The sequence below is a fragment of the Halomonas sediminis genome (assembly GCF_044871105.1).
In the GTDB taxonomy this organism is placed as follows: domain Bacteria; phylum Pseudomonadota; class Gammaproteobacteria; order Pseudomonadales; family Halomonadaceae; genus Vreelandella; species Vreelandella zhuhanensis.
The window spans coordinates 1,316,769-1,332,616 of sequence record NZ_CP085246.1 but is presented as its reverse complement, the minus strand read 5'-3'; the positions used below and the strand labels follow the sequence as shown (position 1 = coordinate 1,332,616).

At 50.8% G+C, this 15,848-nt stretch carries 11 protein-coding genes; 4 read left to right on the top strand and 7 right to left on the bottom strand.

The genetic code is table 11. The features are described 5' to 3' along the window. The first annotated feature begins 1,091 nt into the window (after positions 1–1,091). Positions 1,092–1,367 (top strand): hypothetical protein, encoded by a 276-nt coding sequence (locus LG290_RS06455; protein WP_499836715.1) that lies wholly within the window; start codon positions 1,092–1,094, stop codon positions 1,365–1,367. 148 nt (positions 1,368–1,515) lie between these two features. Here the strand turns inward: LG290_RS06455 and LG290_RS06450 are convergent, their stop codons facing one another. After that, entirely contained in the window at positions 1,516–2,127 is a 612-nt protein-coding gene (locus tag LG290_RS06450; protein WP_499836714.1) for a recombinase family protein, read from the bottom strand. Positions 2,128–2,393: 266 nt separating this feature from the next. On the opposite strand from LG290_RS06450, the gene LG290_RS06445 reads away from it, so the two are divergent. Continuing rightward, entirely contained in the window at positions 2,394–3,356 is a 963-nt protein-coding gene (locus LG290_RS06445) for a hypothetical protein (RefSeq protein ID WP_499836713.1), read from the top strand. 554 nt (positions 3,357–3,910) lie between these two features. Here the strand turns inward: LG290_RS06445 and LG290_RS06440 are convergent. Next, on the bottom strand, positions 3,911–4,297 hold the full coding sequence (locus LG290_RS06440) for a hypothetical protein (protein ID WP_499836712.1): 387 nt from the start codon (positions 4,295–4,297) through the stop codon (positions 3,911–3,913). Positions 4,298–5,436: 1,139 nt separating this feature from the next. After that, the gene (locus LG290_RS06435) at positions 5,437–5,997 is read right to left on the bottom strand and encodes a hypothetical protein (RefSeq protein WP_499836711.1); all 561 of its coding nucleotides are present in this window, start codon (positions 5,995–5,997) and stop codon (positions 5,437–5,439) included. Between the two features lie 308 nt (positions 5,998–6,305). On the opposite strand from LG290_RS06435, the gene LG290_RS06430 reads away from it, so the two are divergent. Both LG290_RS06430 and LG290_RS06425 read left to right on the top strand, forming a co-directional pair. Then, positions 6,306–6,434, top strand: coding sequence for a hypothetical protein (locus tag LG290_RS06430; RefSeq protein ID WP_499836710.1), 129 nt, complete (start codon positions 6,306–6,308; stop codon positions 6,432–6,434). A gap of 367 nt (positions 6,435–6,801) precedes the next feature. Then, positions 6,802–7,674 (top strand): hypothetical protein, encoded by an 873-nt coding sequence (locus LG290_RS06425; RefSeq protein WP_499836709.1) that lies wholly within the window; start codon positions 6,802–6,804, stop codon positions 7,672–7,674. A gap of 768 nt (positions 7,675–8,442) precedes the next feature. Here LG290_RS06425 and LG290_RS06420 read toward each other — a convergent pair. The 4 genes from LG290_RS06420 to LG290_RS06405 are packed head-to-tail and all read right to left on the bottom strand — an operon-like array spanning position 8,443 to position 15,737. Next, complete coding sequence (locus LG290_RS06420; protein ID WP_499836708.1) at positions 8,443–9,552, bottom strand: OST-HTH/LOTUS domain-containing protein; 1,110 nt, start codon at positions 9,550–9,552, stop codon at positions 8,443–8,445. A 24-nt stretch (positions 9,553–9,576) separates the two neighbouring features. Then, on the bottom strand, positions 9,577–10,917 hold the full coding sequence (locus LG290_RS06415) for a GIY-YIG nuclease family protein (protein WP_499836707.1): 1,341 nt from the start codon (positions 10,915–10,917) through the stop codon (positions 9,577–9,579). After that, on the bottom strand, positions 10,914–12,995 hold the full coding sequence (locus tag LG290_RS06410) for a DEAD/DEAH box helicase (RefSeq protein ID WP_499836706.1): 2,082 nt from the start codon (positions 12,993–12,995) through the stop codon (positions 10,914–10,916). Before LG290_RS06410 ends, LG290_RS06415 begins: the two co-directional genes overlap by 4 nt. A gap of 3 nt (positions 12,996–12,998) precedes the next feature. Then, positions 12,999–15,737: a DNA methyltransferase gene (locus LG290_RS06405; protein ID WP_499836705.1), complete on the bottom strand. Its 2,739-nt coding sequence runs from the start codon at positions 15,735–15,737 to the stop codon at positions 12,999–13,001. Between the last annotated feature and the right edge of the window lie 111 nt (positions 15,738–15,848).

The following is a 15,848-nucleotide window of genomic DNA, read 5'->3' as shown; positions in this document are numbered from 1 at the left end:
GCACTTATCCTCGCAGCGTGTTTCTGACGTAGTGCGGCATGGTTACCCGAAACCCTGGTTTACATAAATCCAGGGAGGCTTGAGCAGCCTGACCATGTCAACCCCTAATCCGAGGTGTGATCGGATGAACCTTTTCCAGTGGTTGAGGACCAGAGAGACCCTGGAGTTACCGTGAAATCGAGATGCAGAATCTTCGGAGTCTGGTCTTGATAGAGACACCACTCCTCATCCGAGGGTCTTGTTCGGTAACTCGAATCTTTCAACTGGAGGGGCTTTTAGGGAGGCATACCTCTTATGCAAAACCGCTCACCGAGCGGTTTGCATAAGGGGGAACTTTGCCTTAAAGACTCCCAAGATAATAAAACTCCAATAAAAACAGTATATTAACAGTAAAATATTATCCAAAAATTTCGGAGTTGAACTTATCAATTTCGACATAACTTGTGCTCGACACACCAATAACTGCACATTCACCTGCGACCCTGAATTAAGACGTAAGCAACATCTCGGTATTCAATACGACGTTCCCAGTGAAACACAGCTTCACCGTCATTAGTCAGAAACACCTGATACAACGCCCGCAGCGCCTCCCGGAAGCCTCTTCTTCAGCAGTCTCGCATTACCTACCCTTCGACTAGAAAATGCGCTCACGCTGCAAGACGCGCCCGTATAGAGCATCAAAGTTAAACAGCTCACGCAGAACCCCTAGAAAGAATTTTGACTGCTCTGTGCATTGCTACCTATTCGGTTCACCCCCTGAACACCAAACCTTATAGAGGTGAATAAGCTGCTTATCGTTCACTGAAATCCAGCCAAAATTCGGCTCGGCTTTTCAATAAGTGCTTTTCACAGGCGGCATGGAGATACTGAAGTGCTCGGCCATCCAAGTAATGTTTTTGTTGCTGCCAAATGTAATACATAGCTCTCACATAGCTAACGGCAGGACCATTTACGGAAGAACAGCATTGAAAGCTAAGGCTGGAACAACAGATACAGCGAGCGGCTGTGTGATGGGCACCTTCGAATGTTCATTTGTTTGAGTTATAGGGCAAGTGGTTTAGGCTGTTCCGTTTCTGCTTAAGAGCCATGCCATGATTATCAACGCTTATGTAGAGTTTCTTCAAACCGACAAGGTTGCCCAGCGAAACAGCCGGTGGTCATATTGGGACATTAATTCATTGGCCGATCTGCCCTCAGTCGGAGACTTCTTGGGATATGCCGAGGGTGACGCACAGGGCAACTTATCCGAGCCATGCTACCAAGGGATTATCGTTGAACGACATATCAATTACATTCGTGACGCGCTTGATTCTGATGTGTGCGAGGTGACCATAGTGCTTGATACCACTAATAAGCCAGCGATGTAAATGGAACATAAAATGACTCGAATCGCTCTAGAATCGCACAGGTGACAATTTAACTCCGAAGACACCCTATCTTACCCCAGCAAAGGAAAAGCGCTCACACGGCCGATATGAGCGCTTAGCAGATAATATTTTCTTTAAACATACAAAATCATGAAGCTCGTTTCGCCGAAGGTTTCTTTTCTTTCAGCCAGCCCTCTGCCCTCGCCCTGCGCCACGCTCGCTTGACTGACGGCGTTGAGATACCAAAGTGCTCGGCGGTCTTGGCGATCGTCTCATTGTGCTCCCAACGCCAGAGCGCAACGGCCTGATCATCGATTCGCTTCTCACGCCCCAGACGGCGCCCCTCTGCCCTCGCCTTTGTTATACCGGCCATCTGCCGGGCCTTGATGTTGCTTCGCTCTAATTCACCGATCGCAGCGAGCATCGTCAACATCGCCTTACCTACCGGCGTTCCCAACTCGAACCCTTCCCTTATAGAAACAACTGCTACACCTTCCGCCTGAAGCCGCTCGACCGTTTCCAAGACATCGACGGTGTCTCGCCCCAGGCGATCAATCGCGTAAACGACCAAAATATCGCCTTCACGAATGTAGCTCAGTAGATTAGCGAACCCCTCACGACTGGCCGCCTTCGTCGCCCCTGATACCGCGTCGTCGGCAAACCAACGCCCAACCTTATACTTAGACTCAATCTGATGCCGCTGTGCACCTGTCGCCTGTTCGTCGGTGCTGACTCTCACATAACCAATGACCGCTCCCATCGCTTTTTCTCCAATCCTTATATGGTCAAATAGTTAGATCACAGTAAAATAGCTGGATCAAAGCATTATCACATTAGTGATCCTGGCAAGCTGCGCTGGAGAGAAGTAGATCAAAAAGTGAACGCTGTGAACCAGCGAAATTCTTGGGCAGCGTTACATGCGGCCATTATTAACAAATTTTTACATTTTACACACAGCCACTTTCAACCAAAAAAAAGCCGACCCCATGAGAGGTCGGCAATTAAAGATCACGAGGCAATTATACAATGGAATCTGATTGGATTCACGAAACAAGGGATGCATCCATCCAGAACGACCAGGATAGGAAAAAAGAAACTTCTCATCACACCGAGCTCTCTGTTATTCCGAAAGAGACCGGAAAAAATGCAACTTTTATAACGCCGAATGACCATGCCTCACACAGCATAAATCCAGCAACCACGCGGTCTCGGGCTTATCGCTATGCTGTCTACGATGACCTTCAACCATTACATGCTTTAACCTACAGACCTATACCATCTTGGAAAGAGAAGAAACTGGTGGAGCAGCTGTGCGGCTCACTGTATCTATCAAGAGAATTGAGAGCCTACTTTTCGGTCTTGAATAACCTAAGAGAAGAACATACAGACTGTGAGCTTGCAGCGGTAATGGTGAGCTTCAGTCAGGAAGCTGCACAGCGCCTTGTCCAAAAATCTTCATCTATAGGCACCACTGAGAATCGACGATCCATTGCTGGAGTGTATGAACTTCTGATTAACAAGAGGTTGAGTGATAGGGGAATACCTGCAGCTTGGTTTGGCATCATAGGCTATCAACGGAATCCGAGAAGAGTTGATTTCCTAACCAACCCATACTCCGGGATGCATACTCACTGCATTGTGGCTTACCACAGAGAAGACAAGGATTTGCTCAAGGAAGTCTTCAGGAAGGACAAAAGTCTAGCAAAGAACTCCATGAGCTGGGATACAGAATACAACGGTGGTCCGATCAACGTCGGAGCAGCAGACTACCTCAGCAAGCATATCAATCAGCCATGTCCTTTCATGGAGACAGGCCGTAACAGGCTATACGCTCCCAATGACCTGAAAAAAATAGCAAAGTTTTCTTATGAACAACGAAGAGCTCTATTCAGGCAAGTTCAAAAAGCTAAACACCGCCTTGGTGATCTGACCCTTCGGGAAGTCCTGCTACTCAGCCAGTTCTACCCAGAATTCCTTGACGAGGCATAATTGTCTGCGCTGTCTGACATAACATAACCATTTGCAATATGCGGTTTGTGCCAGACAGCTTCAGCTAGCTGGTGAAGTCTCTAGCATCAAGCTCTTCCAGACAACTCTCTGAATCACTCCAGAGCGCCCATAAACGCTCCTGTGAGCTTCGATAATATCTGGGTATAGAGCAAGGCTATACCTGATTACGAATCACGCTTCAAGAGCTTCTTAGAGCGTCAAATCACTACCCCTGGACATAGAGAATGATAACACGTATCTGGTGCAAGTTACCGATCTACAGAAGAGGCTAGAAGGATGGTATCACGCCACCGTTTGGGCGATCAGACCAGCAAGTCATCTAAGCAAGCCTTTGAGAATATTGGGTAGTGACCGGGCGCGCGGCCCTAATCAACAACGTGGGGCTTACAGACGGCACCACCTTAGCGAGGCCCTTGGCAGAGCCACTTTTCATCGGAAGCTTATGACATTAGCTGCCTACCTATTTCTAAGTGGGCATCTATATATCCAACGCAAGCAATGACCGCGTGACTCGCCGATGTCATTACCATGATCTACCTAATTGGTGTCTGGTGAGGCACCATCTTTATAACAGAAACATCATCTTTTTCTGCAAGTCCATCTGCAACTTCTTGAAAGGTAGTGGTATAACATATATTCGGAAAACCCGCGTAGCAAGCACCATCTTCTTGGTTCTTCTTTATTACTTTATATACCTCTTCGGAATCCCTTAATCTCCTTATCTCGTAGCTTGCATAGTGTTTTCCCTCTTCTGACAAATTTTTATTCGCAAGCTTTACAGCGGTTTTTTTGCCAGAGCCAGACGGACCATAAAGCACAACAAGGGGACTCTTCTGAGTAAGCAAGGCATTAGCCTTTATAAATTTATCCTTAGCAACCTCAACGATTTTATCTGCACTCTTTTCAATGTCGTATAACATATAGTTCACCATATCTAAATGTTTTAATTAACAGCCTGATTTTAAATATAAAATCCTAACGTATTTAAGGGTCAATCTCCACTCGCTCCACCAAGCTATGACCTACCTGAACCGTGGCTGGATACCTGTGATCGACCCTGAGGATGACCTGCAATACGAGCAGCAGACGTCGGAGGTCGACGAGCTGATGGCCTGGGAAGACTTCCGAAATAGTTCGCCTGCTTATGATTGGCAGTATGAAGACGGCGACGTTGAGCTGGACGACTACCTCGAAGTCGAGGACTTCATGGCTACCGAGACTTCGGAGGGTGACTACGAGCTGGCTGTCCTTGCCGATGAAGCTGCTTGGGCCAGGGAACTCAAGTCACGCGAGCCCAGCGAGCACGAATACGAGCGGACCGTCTCGGAAGCGTCGTTCCTGGCCCGTCAACAGTGGAAAGCGCAGCAACGCACCGAGCGTGAATACGATCTGCTCATGTTGGAGGTCGGTGCCTTCCTTGATCAGCAACGCTGCATGTCATCGGAGCTTGAGGAGGTCGGCCTAGACGAGACAGACGATGACGTCATGGCGTTCATCCGACAGGAGGGGCTGTCTGAGCTTTCTCGGCTGATTGCCGAGCATGCTGGAGAACTCTCGGCAGCGCTACCCTTCACGCTCCACCAGCCTGACAGTAAAGCGTCAGACGATAGCACCATGATCTCGGTGATGACGAAACCGTCGTCTGTTCTGTCTCTCGTCAACACCGACAACATGCTCAGCGACAGCGATGATTGGGCCACACTTACCCCTGCCCTGCTTGATACGCCTCCGAACGTTCGTAGACGCCCCTGTGAGCGTCGTAGGCGTCAAGGAATAGCTAAAACCCATGCTCGAAGACTAAAGTGCACTACAGACGCTCTCTGGGGCATGAGTGAGCTGCGACCGGATATGAACGTGGATCACCGGCAACGGAGCATCGTTCGCCACTACCCAGAGCAACTTCCGGGTCACTTCAGCCGGTCGCCCACGTGTGGTCCTCAGATGCTGAGTGTCAACAAGCTCGTAGCTTTCAGGATACAGGCTGAACGGTTTAGCCTGCTTCAAGCACGGCTGACGGAAGAGAGATTCCGATACTGTGTATCAGCCATACTCGACAGCGTCATCCTTCGAAAAGCCCCGGCGTGCTGTAGGCCACACGCTGGATCAGTCGTTCACGGCCAGTTCTTCGAACTTCCAGGAAGAGACGGGGGGCCTGTCCTCGCGACAAGGCCGTCCGAAACTCTTGGACGACAAAAAACGGAACACCGATAGGAGCCATCCAGGGATCAATTCTTCTGCTCCGCCACACTTCACCGATACCGTGCGGCGGTTCGAAGTCAGGGATGGCACTGCGCCCACGCTTGAGATATTTGGGACTCATATGTTCGTCTTCATTCTGGACGTCGGCAACGCACAGTTCTGACCAGTCATTTCGGTCGTAGGTAAACATGATCACCTTGCAATCGTCACCTTTGAAACGCGCTGGGCCAAGACACGTGGACATGATCTCCAGTTGCAAATGGGCATCGTAGAGCGGATCATCAAGAGAAATAAAAGAGCACCCTGAGTCCGGCGTGACATTGACACCCGCAGACATCCGGACTTCGAAAGACTTCACTTCAAGCTCATACTCCTCTTTGACCGCAGTCACCACTCGTTTACTCGTCTCTTTCTCGGCCATGCTCAACCTCCGCTAGACTCACGCACTGACATGCAAGTATAAGCGTAAGCGACGCGACGAATACTGAAATCCGGCGGTTCACGTTGGGTCAAATCAAGTTGGGACATTATTGATCCTGAGCAACTACACGACGCGCGGAGTCTTTCATAGAACGCTACCTCGCGACTCGCAACAGGCAAGCTGAACTTGTCAGCCACAACGATATTGAGTCACCCCCAAAAGTAACGGTGGACGCTAACTGATAGCTCCATCTTTCAAGGCAGCTGTGCCGTAATCACGAGCTAGACATTGACCTGGAGAACGCGACGATGTGGCTTCTGAAGCTCTGTGCTAGCTTCGACAAGTTCATGGGCTTGCTGGGCAGGCTGACCGTCATGCTCTTCACGCTCTCGCCGATCATTCTGTTCTGCTGGATACTGGTCAAGCTGGCATTTTGATCGAATATCAGTTTTATCAGAGCGTTCTCAAGTTACCAAGCACTGCTGCAAAGACCGGCTACCGGAGACCGTCGTCCCTTACTTAAATGTCCGCAAGATAAACCTGCCGGCAATCAGCGGAATGTCGGTTGCCACGGTGCCGCAGATCACCGTGAACTACGAATACGTCAGGGCTATCAGGCACTCGTTGATCGCTTCGGACAGAGAGGCTGCCTGCTGATCCCGGAACCGCACCTGCCCCGCTCTTTGCCCCAGAGCTAGGTTGAGCTAGACAACCCGTGTAGGGTTGCCTAAGTGGCACCATTCAGCGGCACCGTGGCAACAGCGCTGGATGAACAGCGAACCACAAGCGCAGAGGGAGGGGATCATGAAGGTCAAGCTCAGGAAGGCAGTCGGTGGTGTATGTTTGCTGGCATCCGTTGTGTTGTTGGATGGTTCTATCGTCACCCACAGCAACACCGGCGGCACCTTGAACTTCCAGAGTCACTATGTCGCTCAAGCCTTTGATAAAGCAAGATTCAAGGCTGAGCTGACCAAGGTTCTGCAAAGCGAAGAGATGGTCTCCAATGCGCTCCAGGAATTTAACCTTCCGGCTCCCCACTATGACGTTTATCGAGACCACATGGAGAAACTATGGGGCAACGATCTCGTCGTCAAAGCCATTGTCGATGAGGTGACGGCAATCATTCCCGCCATGAACCTGGATAACCGCAACGATGCCCGAGAGTTCGGCATGCACTACTCAGCTGCATGGTTCCAAGAGAAGGCCATGAAAGGCATCTTGCGCCTGGATAGCGACAAGATTCGCATCCACCTCAAGGTCGCCCAGGGTCTATTCGAGAACAGCCCGCCAGCGCTCTGTCGCGCCGCCGTATTTGACGAGCTGACTGCCCCTGAGTCAGCCCGCTTGGAAATCGGCTATCTGGTGACTCGCCCTCCCTCAGAGGTCCGTAGCTACCTCGGGACTCTCCGCGAGTCAATGATCGCGGAGCTGAGTGACTACCCATCAGTGAAGACTGTTGGCCCCTCTCAGCGTCAGATACTCGATCAGGTGATGGGCCAACGTCTGGCAGATGCTCTGGATGCCCACCCCAACGGGGAAGAAATGTGGGTCGGCCTAGACAACCTCAACGCCATGTCGGATCAAGCGCTCTGCGACCTTACGGCCATCACGATGAAGATCGCTGCTGACGAGCCGGGTGAGGTAGGTGACTGGATGGTTCGTTATATGCTTCAGTAACCTGAGAGAGGCGCATGAGCAGCGGAAGACGGCCCGCTCCGACAGACTAAGGAATCAAACGAATCGAAACGCTGAACGCCTCGTTTTCTATGCCGAGCAGGTGTGGTGAGGTGCTAGACCACCGGCCTGACCAATCCATTCCTGGAAAGCATGACAATCTATTCCTGGCGACCAATTCGCGCGCATGTAGCTACAATAGCGAGGCCAACTATATGCTGCCCGCACTAGCGAAGGAACTGAGAAGTCAAGGAATCAAGCCTGTATGCTCTTTCTTCGGCCGCGAACTATGGGGCGGATCAACGAAATCCCTTGGCTTCGTTGAAGTTTGAAACCAAATTGGTCGGCACAAGCTGATGGAAACCAACAGCTTCAACACCCTGTTATCGTAGCCTAATACCTAGGCTACGGTTTCACCTTCTCTTCCCAAGCCCTGGACTACCTCCCCGAACGATGCCTACCCTTCTTCCAGCCAGACCGGACTGGACATTTCCCTTAGCGATCTTCAGCTTACGTTCGACCTCATGAATTTTTAGCTTTGTCCTCGACCTTGACTCTTCGCTCTTGCAGTTTGGCAAGTTCTTCTTCAACGAACCGAGCTGAGAGTGCAATCGCTCTACATCCGTAGTTCTCGTTTTCCGGCGCTTTTTAGTTGCCATTACGTAATCCCAGATCAATTTCGCCTATCATTCTTACACAAGGTGACTCTTGGCTTTGTCTAAACGACACTTCGTAATCGTGTCATCCGCGATGGATTTTACGATTCCTTATCTATTTATTTCTAACATATACTACAAATAGTCCAGGATTATTCTTCACTGGGGTCTTGAGCACCTCAACATAATCTAGCGATTCAATTAAACCAGAGAGATTCTTGAACCCGTGATTTTTTGGCTTAAAAAGCGGGTCTTGTAGGTAAATCCAGTCACCAACATTTGCTAAATTCGCCCATCCTTTATTATCTGACTTAGCTTTAATCGAAGAAGTAATCAAGGAATAAATTTCATCACTGTTACTCAACTCTTCTTTTGAAAAACTCTTTTTATTTCTTTCACTTTCATTATCATAGAGGCCTTCAAAATTCTTCAATTCACTTTCATCATAAACCAAGAATCCAGTGGCTTTTCCAAAAAAGCTTAGCTCAATAACGCCATGAATCTTCCGTAAGTGCCGCTTATAGTTTTTTTGATCTCTTAACCAGCTACTACAAATCTTACATTTTATATTTTTAAAATCATCTTTTTCGCTAACGCTTTTATTTTCAGCAACCTTTTGGTTAAAAGTTTTGCCATTCACAGGAAAGCTACTGCTTAAGTGTTTCGAAAAAGCACCTTGGTAATATAAACGCTTTCCATGATCATCTACGGGCCAAACAGCTTTAGTTGGTGGGTCGACAAAACACAGGCGACCAACAAATATTCTAGCGTCACCCCTCACTGAGAAAGAGTAAGTTTCACTATCATCAAATTGAGCCTTTAAGCTAGTTGTGCCACTGTAATTATTATAAACACACGAGGCAACAACAACAATTTTAATAGTTGAACCAAAGCCTTTTTCAAGACCATCAAAACTTGTCTTAAGCCTACCTCTACCACTTGTTGAGTGGCCTGTGTCAAAGCAAGCGTGCTTATACCATGGAGGACCGAGAGGTGGATCAAGCCAGATAGAGCCACCGTTATATTTGATGAAAAAAACCTCGCTTTGGCATTTTGGGCAACGCGTTAATCTATTGGCGGTATCGACCTTACTAGTTATGTTTCGCTGAGATTGTGGCAGATGAGCATAATAGCCCCTTCTTCCACCAGGACTTTTCCCTTTATGGCCATCACCACCCCATCCACACCGGCAATCTGGCGGATGGTTCGATGCATTGCACCCCATAATCAACTCCTTGTAATTATTGCTTTATTTTTTTATTAACCGACCCGTCGTGTTATCTATCCGATACTGAGCAATCGTCCCATCCACGATCCGCATAACGGTCTCGCGTGCGGCATTCAGCTCGACGTCAAACCACTCTCGAGGCCGGTAAGTGCCGCCATCTCGACTGTGCAGCAGGACATTAACGCGCTGTTGATGAAGCATTGCGTGAACCAGGTGCTCGAACCGCCTCGGATCGAGGTTGTAGCAGTCGAACGAAGCGACGACCTGGACAGGTGCTTCCAGGTAGGTCTGCTGACGCTCAGCGCCTGATAGCCGACTCTCCAGGGCCTTCTCGGTGTAGCCAATCTTATGGAGGTTGCGAATACCCTTCAGCGCCGGATCGTTGCTGAGCGAGCGTAGGATGTAGATGATCCCGGTGCGCTTGTCGTGATGCGTGATGCCCTGCATAGAATCGAAAGTGCTGTCAGGGCGAAGGATTCGACGCCCTGTCTCGTCCTTGTAAAGCGCTCTTGCTAGCGAACGAAGCAGCAGGTTGGACTCGGTGCCGTTGTCAAACACAACGCGAAGACGGGGATTGAACTTGCGACCGGCTCCGACGCTCTCTGTGCCTACCTGGTCGGTAATACACAGCATGCCGTTGAGCACGAATACCTCACCTTCGTTGATTTGCGATTCCTTCTGGAAAGGCACCGCCTCGGCATCTCCTTCGCGCAGCTCCTCACGCACCTGCTCAAACAGGCCCTCGAAACGGTAGAAGTCATCACAATGTGTGCGCTGTGCGATCTCGTTAGGCATGTCCCGCTCACTTGTCTCGGGCACATGCGTCAGATCGAAGATGGATTCTGCGCTCTCTTCTCCACCGCCCAGGAGTCCAAGGGGGTCGCTATCCCAGATATCATCCAGCGAAGTGACAGCTTCAGGCGAAGCCACCTCTCTCGCAGCTGGAGCAGGCACTGCATCGGAGGGCATGCGATAAGTTTTCTCGTCTTCCCCAGAGTCCTTCCCCTCCGAGCCTGTAGCGCTGCCATCTGGCCTAGCTGACTCCAGATCATCCTCAGAGGCCCGTAGAAGACCGTAGGTATCCCAGCCGACCAGAAGTTCTGCATGCTCAGGGTTCCCTCGCAGAGCGGCTAGCTGCACCGCCAGCATGGCTTCTGACAGGTCATCCGCGTCCTGCTGTGGTTCACGACCGAAATCACGCACGAACGCTTCAATGCCATGAAGAGTCGCGACAAGGCGCTGATCAGCGCTCGGTGTAGAAGCTGGCCTTGGTGCAACGTTCAGAAGGCCAAGTTCATCAGGTTCATCGAAGATATCGTCTAGTGTTGGCTGCTTGGATGGATCTCGATGCGTGCGAATCATGCAGAAGCTCCCAGCATCTTTTCCCGCTTCTTCCGCTGGATATAAGCCAGCGCTTCTGCGTAGCGAACCTCCATGTGATCATCGCTATGCGCCGAGGGCGGACGGCCCTTCTCCTTGGCAAAAGCGTTGATCTTGGGCCACAGAATCACCGCTTCTTCCTCGGTCATCTGCGTGCGGTTACCCACCACAGTGTCCTGAATGGTCTTGAGCACCGAAGCAGTCAACGCTTTGGAGAGGATCTCATAGGCTCCCTGGAAGGGATTAATCTGGTTGATCAAGTCAATATTGAGATGCTCGATATTGACGAACTTCTCACCGATCTTGAGAAACTGCCGGGTGCCCGTGGGCTGGCTGTTATCTGCATTCTCACCGAGGTCGCGGCCATCAGGCGCCGCATCCGGATCGACGGATTGCCCTGCCCCATCGGTTCCATAGACCTGTTTTGGCTCGTGAATCTCAGCTCCTTCGGGCAGCTCATCTTCGCTGAATAAACCGCCTGTCGCACGAGCGCCGATGGTGGTCAGCACCGTCTCACGCAGCAGCTCGCGCTCACAATCGTCCAGGTCCGGATGGAGGCGCTCGATTACCTTGGGCAGCTCAACCTCATTGATCACTTCCGGCTCGACGGCCTCCGTCACCGCTGCAGCCGCCACCTCCGGCTTCTGGAGCAGTGCTGCGATGATGTCCTCTTGCCCCCCTGACTCCAAGATGCTCAATACCTTGTCGGAGACCGGCGCCTGGGTGTCTTCAATGATCACAGTCCCAGGTTCGGCCTTCTCCCCCGCCTGCATTCGCGAACGAGGCTTGAAGGACACGCTAGGGGCCAGCACTTGCTCCATGAGCAACGACACTGTAATCGCCTTGAGTAAGTTGTTGACGCTGACCTTCACATCCTCGTCGTCAGCATTTGGCTCGGCGATCAGGTTGGTGAACTGCGCATGGCTCTTGCCTTCGCTGTCGCGAGTGGCACGGCCAATAATCTGGACGATCTCGGTCATCGAGTTGCGATAACCGATAGTCAAGACATGCTCGCAGAAGGGCCAGTCGAAACCTTCCTTAGCCATGCCCAGGGCGATGATGACGTCGACGTCCTCGGGCTTGGTAACGTTGCGCAGGTATTCCTGGACGTCGCGCCGGATGGGGGTGTCGGTCACCAGATCGGCCACCTTCAGCAGCTTGCCGCTGGAATGGCGCACGGTAACGATGCCGGTGCGGCTGTCCTGCACCTCGACATCGCCCAGCGCATCGAGGATGTGATCTACCTCGCCATACTTGTCCTTGGTGCTCTCGCCGCTGTTGACGTTAGGGATGTGGACGATGGTCTTCTTGGCCGGGTCCAAGACTTCGTGGACCGCATTGATGTATGGCCCTTGGTAGAAGTGATAGCCGATGCCCAGGGACTTCAAATAACGGTATCCGTTGAGCTGCTCGTAGTAGGTGTAGGTTACCTTGTCGAAGCGAGCTTCATCGTCGGGCAGCAGGATCGGCGCGGCGTCGCCTCGAAAATAGCTGCCGGTCATGGCGACGATGTGGGCGTTGGAGCCGTTCATCACATTATCGATTAACCCACCGAGCCGGTTGCTCTCGTCGACAGAGACGTGGTGGAACTCGTCGATGGCCACCAGGCAGTTGTCGAAGTCCGAGGACTTCAGCTTGGCGAAGGCGTAGCGCAGCGTGGCATGAGTGCAAACCAACGTGCGGCTTTGCGGGTCGGCTAAAAAGCGGCAGAAGGTGTCTACCTTGCCAGTGTCACTGCCGGCACGACACAGGTCATAGTGATCGTTGACGTGCCAATCCCACTGGAAACCGTGCGAAGTAAGATCAGTGTTCTTGAATGACGCACCAATAGACATCTCAGGCACCGCCACGATGGCCTTACGAAGCCCAAGATGGTTCAGCTTATGCAGGGCCAAGAACATCAGTGCCCGCGACTTACCGGATGCCGGAGGCGCTTTGAGAAGCAGATATTGGCTATCGCGCTTTTCGTAGGCTCGTGCTTGCATCTCGCGCATCCCCAACGCGTCGCTGCTGGAGCTCTTGCCGGTCTGGGCATACTCGACCTTGATCAGTTCCGCCATGCCTTAGCCCTCCTCGATAACAGCGTTGCGAGATTTCTTGGTTCGACTTGGCTTTGACGCCTTCTCGGCCTCGATTAACGCCTCGTAGCGGGCCAGAAGATACTCCTGGCGCTCAGTGGTATCGCGGAAAGGACGGTCGCGATAGAGCTTCTCCACGGCACTATCCAGCGCCTGATGAGTTTCTAGGAGTTTAATGGGCATCTTGCCTGGATCATATAGTTCTGCAAGGGTCTTATCAGGAGAGGCTGCGCGCTCCAAAATGACTTTTCTTGCTAGCTTTTCAACTTCACTACTCTGCGCCTTACTGGATTCAGGCCATACGAAGGTGTTGTAAACCAATCCTGCCGAATACCTGTAATCACTCTTTATTTTAGCTCCGGCAATTTTTAACCATGCGACATGCATGGCACTACTTAACACTCCAAAAACAAAAAGACTACTTGTCGGGATCAGTAGATTATGATCACCACAAACTACCTCACTCTTCACAATGGACAACGGAATTGTATCTCTTAGTATAGAGCTATGCCTTGGCACAATTATGTATTCATCATTAGGCTGACGAACCTCTCCAAAGCGGTATGGAAATTTCGCCAAATTTTTTGTTGCTTCACGATCACTTGCAAGCCTATGTGACTCAACACTTTTAAACCTCCGGCTAAAAGAAGCAATATTAATAGCCTCCTCACAATCTACCTCATCGACCCATATGCACCACCTTTCCTTTCCATGAAAATACTCACTTGACCCCAAGAATTTCCGGATAAACCTTTTTGCAAAAGGAGTTACTGATATGATTCCGTTTTTTTCGTCAGTGCTGAGAAAAAGCGCACCACCATCGTTCGCCATACTACCAAATCTAATCTTTGGAACTGCAGAAAGAGGCACTCTCCTTGAGCTTACAATCGTATTATCACCCTCGACCAAATAGGGGCTAATATTCTTCACCTCCTTACAGTGCCAGCTACCCTCTAGCCTATGGTATATTTTCTTTTTTTCTACATTTACTCCAAAGCAAATAATAACCACATGCACATTTGCCTTATCCCTCGCCTTGTTATCCCAGACAAATGGTTGATAAGCAAACTCAATCTCTACACCTAGGTCTAGGACTGGCTTCCAAAGAAGGGACACTTGCTCTCCTTGGCAAATTGAGTTCGTGCTTACAAAAGCAGTCTTTACATTCTCCCCTGAGTAGAGCGCTGCTTTCCAAAACCATGCAGATATAAAATCTAAATTCTTAAAACCTTTAACACCTTTAAAAGCAATACCCATGTCGAGTGTTTGCTCTTTTGTTCTGTTCTTGCTTCCCCTGTAAGGCGGATTACCGACCACATAAACCTTCTGATCACTACCTTTAGGACAAACCACCTCCCAATCAATATGGAGACTGTTCCCAAAGACCAGATTCTCTACATTCTGCAAGGGCAAAGGCGGCTTCGAATACCCAAACTGCTCACGAAAAAAAATATTCATTTGATGCTCAGCAAGCCAAAGAGAAAGTTGAGCGATTTCATGAGCGAGGTCATTGATCTCGATTCCATAGAACTGGTTAAGCCGAATCCCACTCATGAACATCTCTTGCTGATCAGAGACCTCCTGTAGCGCACGAAACACCGCCATCTCTAAGCGGCGAAGCTCCTTGTAGGAAATGATCAGAAAATTGCCTGAACCCATCGCCGGGTCGAATATACTAATCCGCGTCAGCCTCTCCAGCAGCGCCTCAAGTTTCTTGCGATTGCCCTTGGCCTTGTGCAGCTCGACATAGAGCTTGTCGAGGAACAGTGGGCGAATTACCTTCATAATGTTAGGCACAGAGGTGTAGTGTTGGCCAAGCGCGTCTCGGCTCTTTTCATCCACGACTGCCTGGAACATAGAACCGAAGATGTCGGGGTTCACCGCCTCCCAAGCGAGCTGGCCGCATTCGATCATCATGCGTCGCCCCTTGCCGCGAATCTCCGGCATAGGCAAATCATCACGGAACAGGCCGCCATTGACGTAGGGGAACTGGGCGATATGGGCAGGAAGATCTGCCGAACGCTCACTCTCCGGCTGATTCATCACCCGGAACAGCTGCGCAAGCAGATCAGGCAACCCCTCCCCGTTCTCACTGCTGGCCTCGGTGATGACGTTGGTGAAGGCGTTCTTGGGGAAGATGCCGGTGTCTTCTGCGAAGTAGCAGAACAATAGACGAGTCAGGAAGACATTCAGTGAATGGAGCTGCTCGGGCGCGCTGAATTCGTTGACTTCCTTCAAGCGATCAAACAGCCGCCCCATCTTCGCAGCCGCCTTCAGGTCAGCAGACGCCTCATCGAAGTGCTTGGTGCGCTCCAAGCCAGCCATCGGGGCGAAGAAGAGGTATTGCGTGGGAAGATCACTCAAAACGACCTCCAGACGCTCGTCTGTCTTGGTATCGAGTGCTGTCAGTTCCCGGTAGTCCGTGACAACCAGGAAGCGGCACTTGTGACGAGCTGGGTCATCTTCGTCCGCCAGCACCTGCAATGCCTCGTGAGTGCTCTCCCCTTGGCGCACCGGCATAAAGTAGAGCCAGTTCTTCAGGGCGACGTGCCCATCGTCCTTCCGACTGGCCACGTTGCGCTGACTACCGTTGCGAATCTGGGTGATGGTTGCCTTTGGAAAGGCGTAGGCATCGAGAAAAGCGTAGATGAATTCACTGTGGTCGGTATCAGCCCGAGTGGCAGCAGTGAGGGTTTTCATGCAATAGGTCTGATCGAAGGCCATGTGACGTTGTTCCCTGCGTGCTGGCTCCCGTAGAGCCATTAGTTCGTTATTCTTAGAGCCTACGCAGCTATCTATGTGTTGTCACTCATACAAAATAACTGGCTCGGCCAT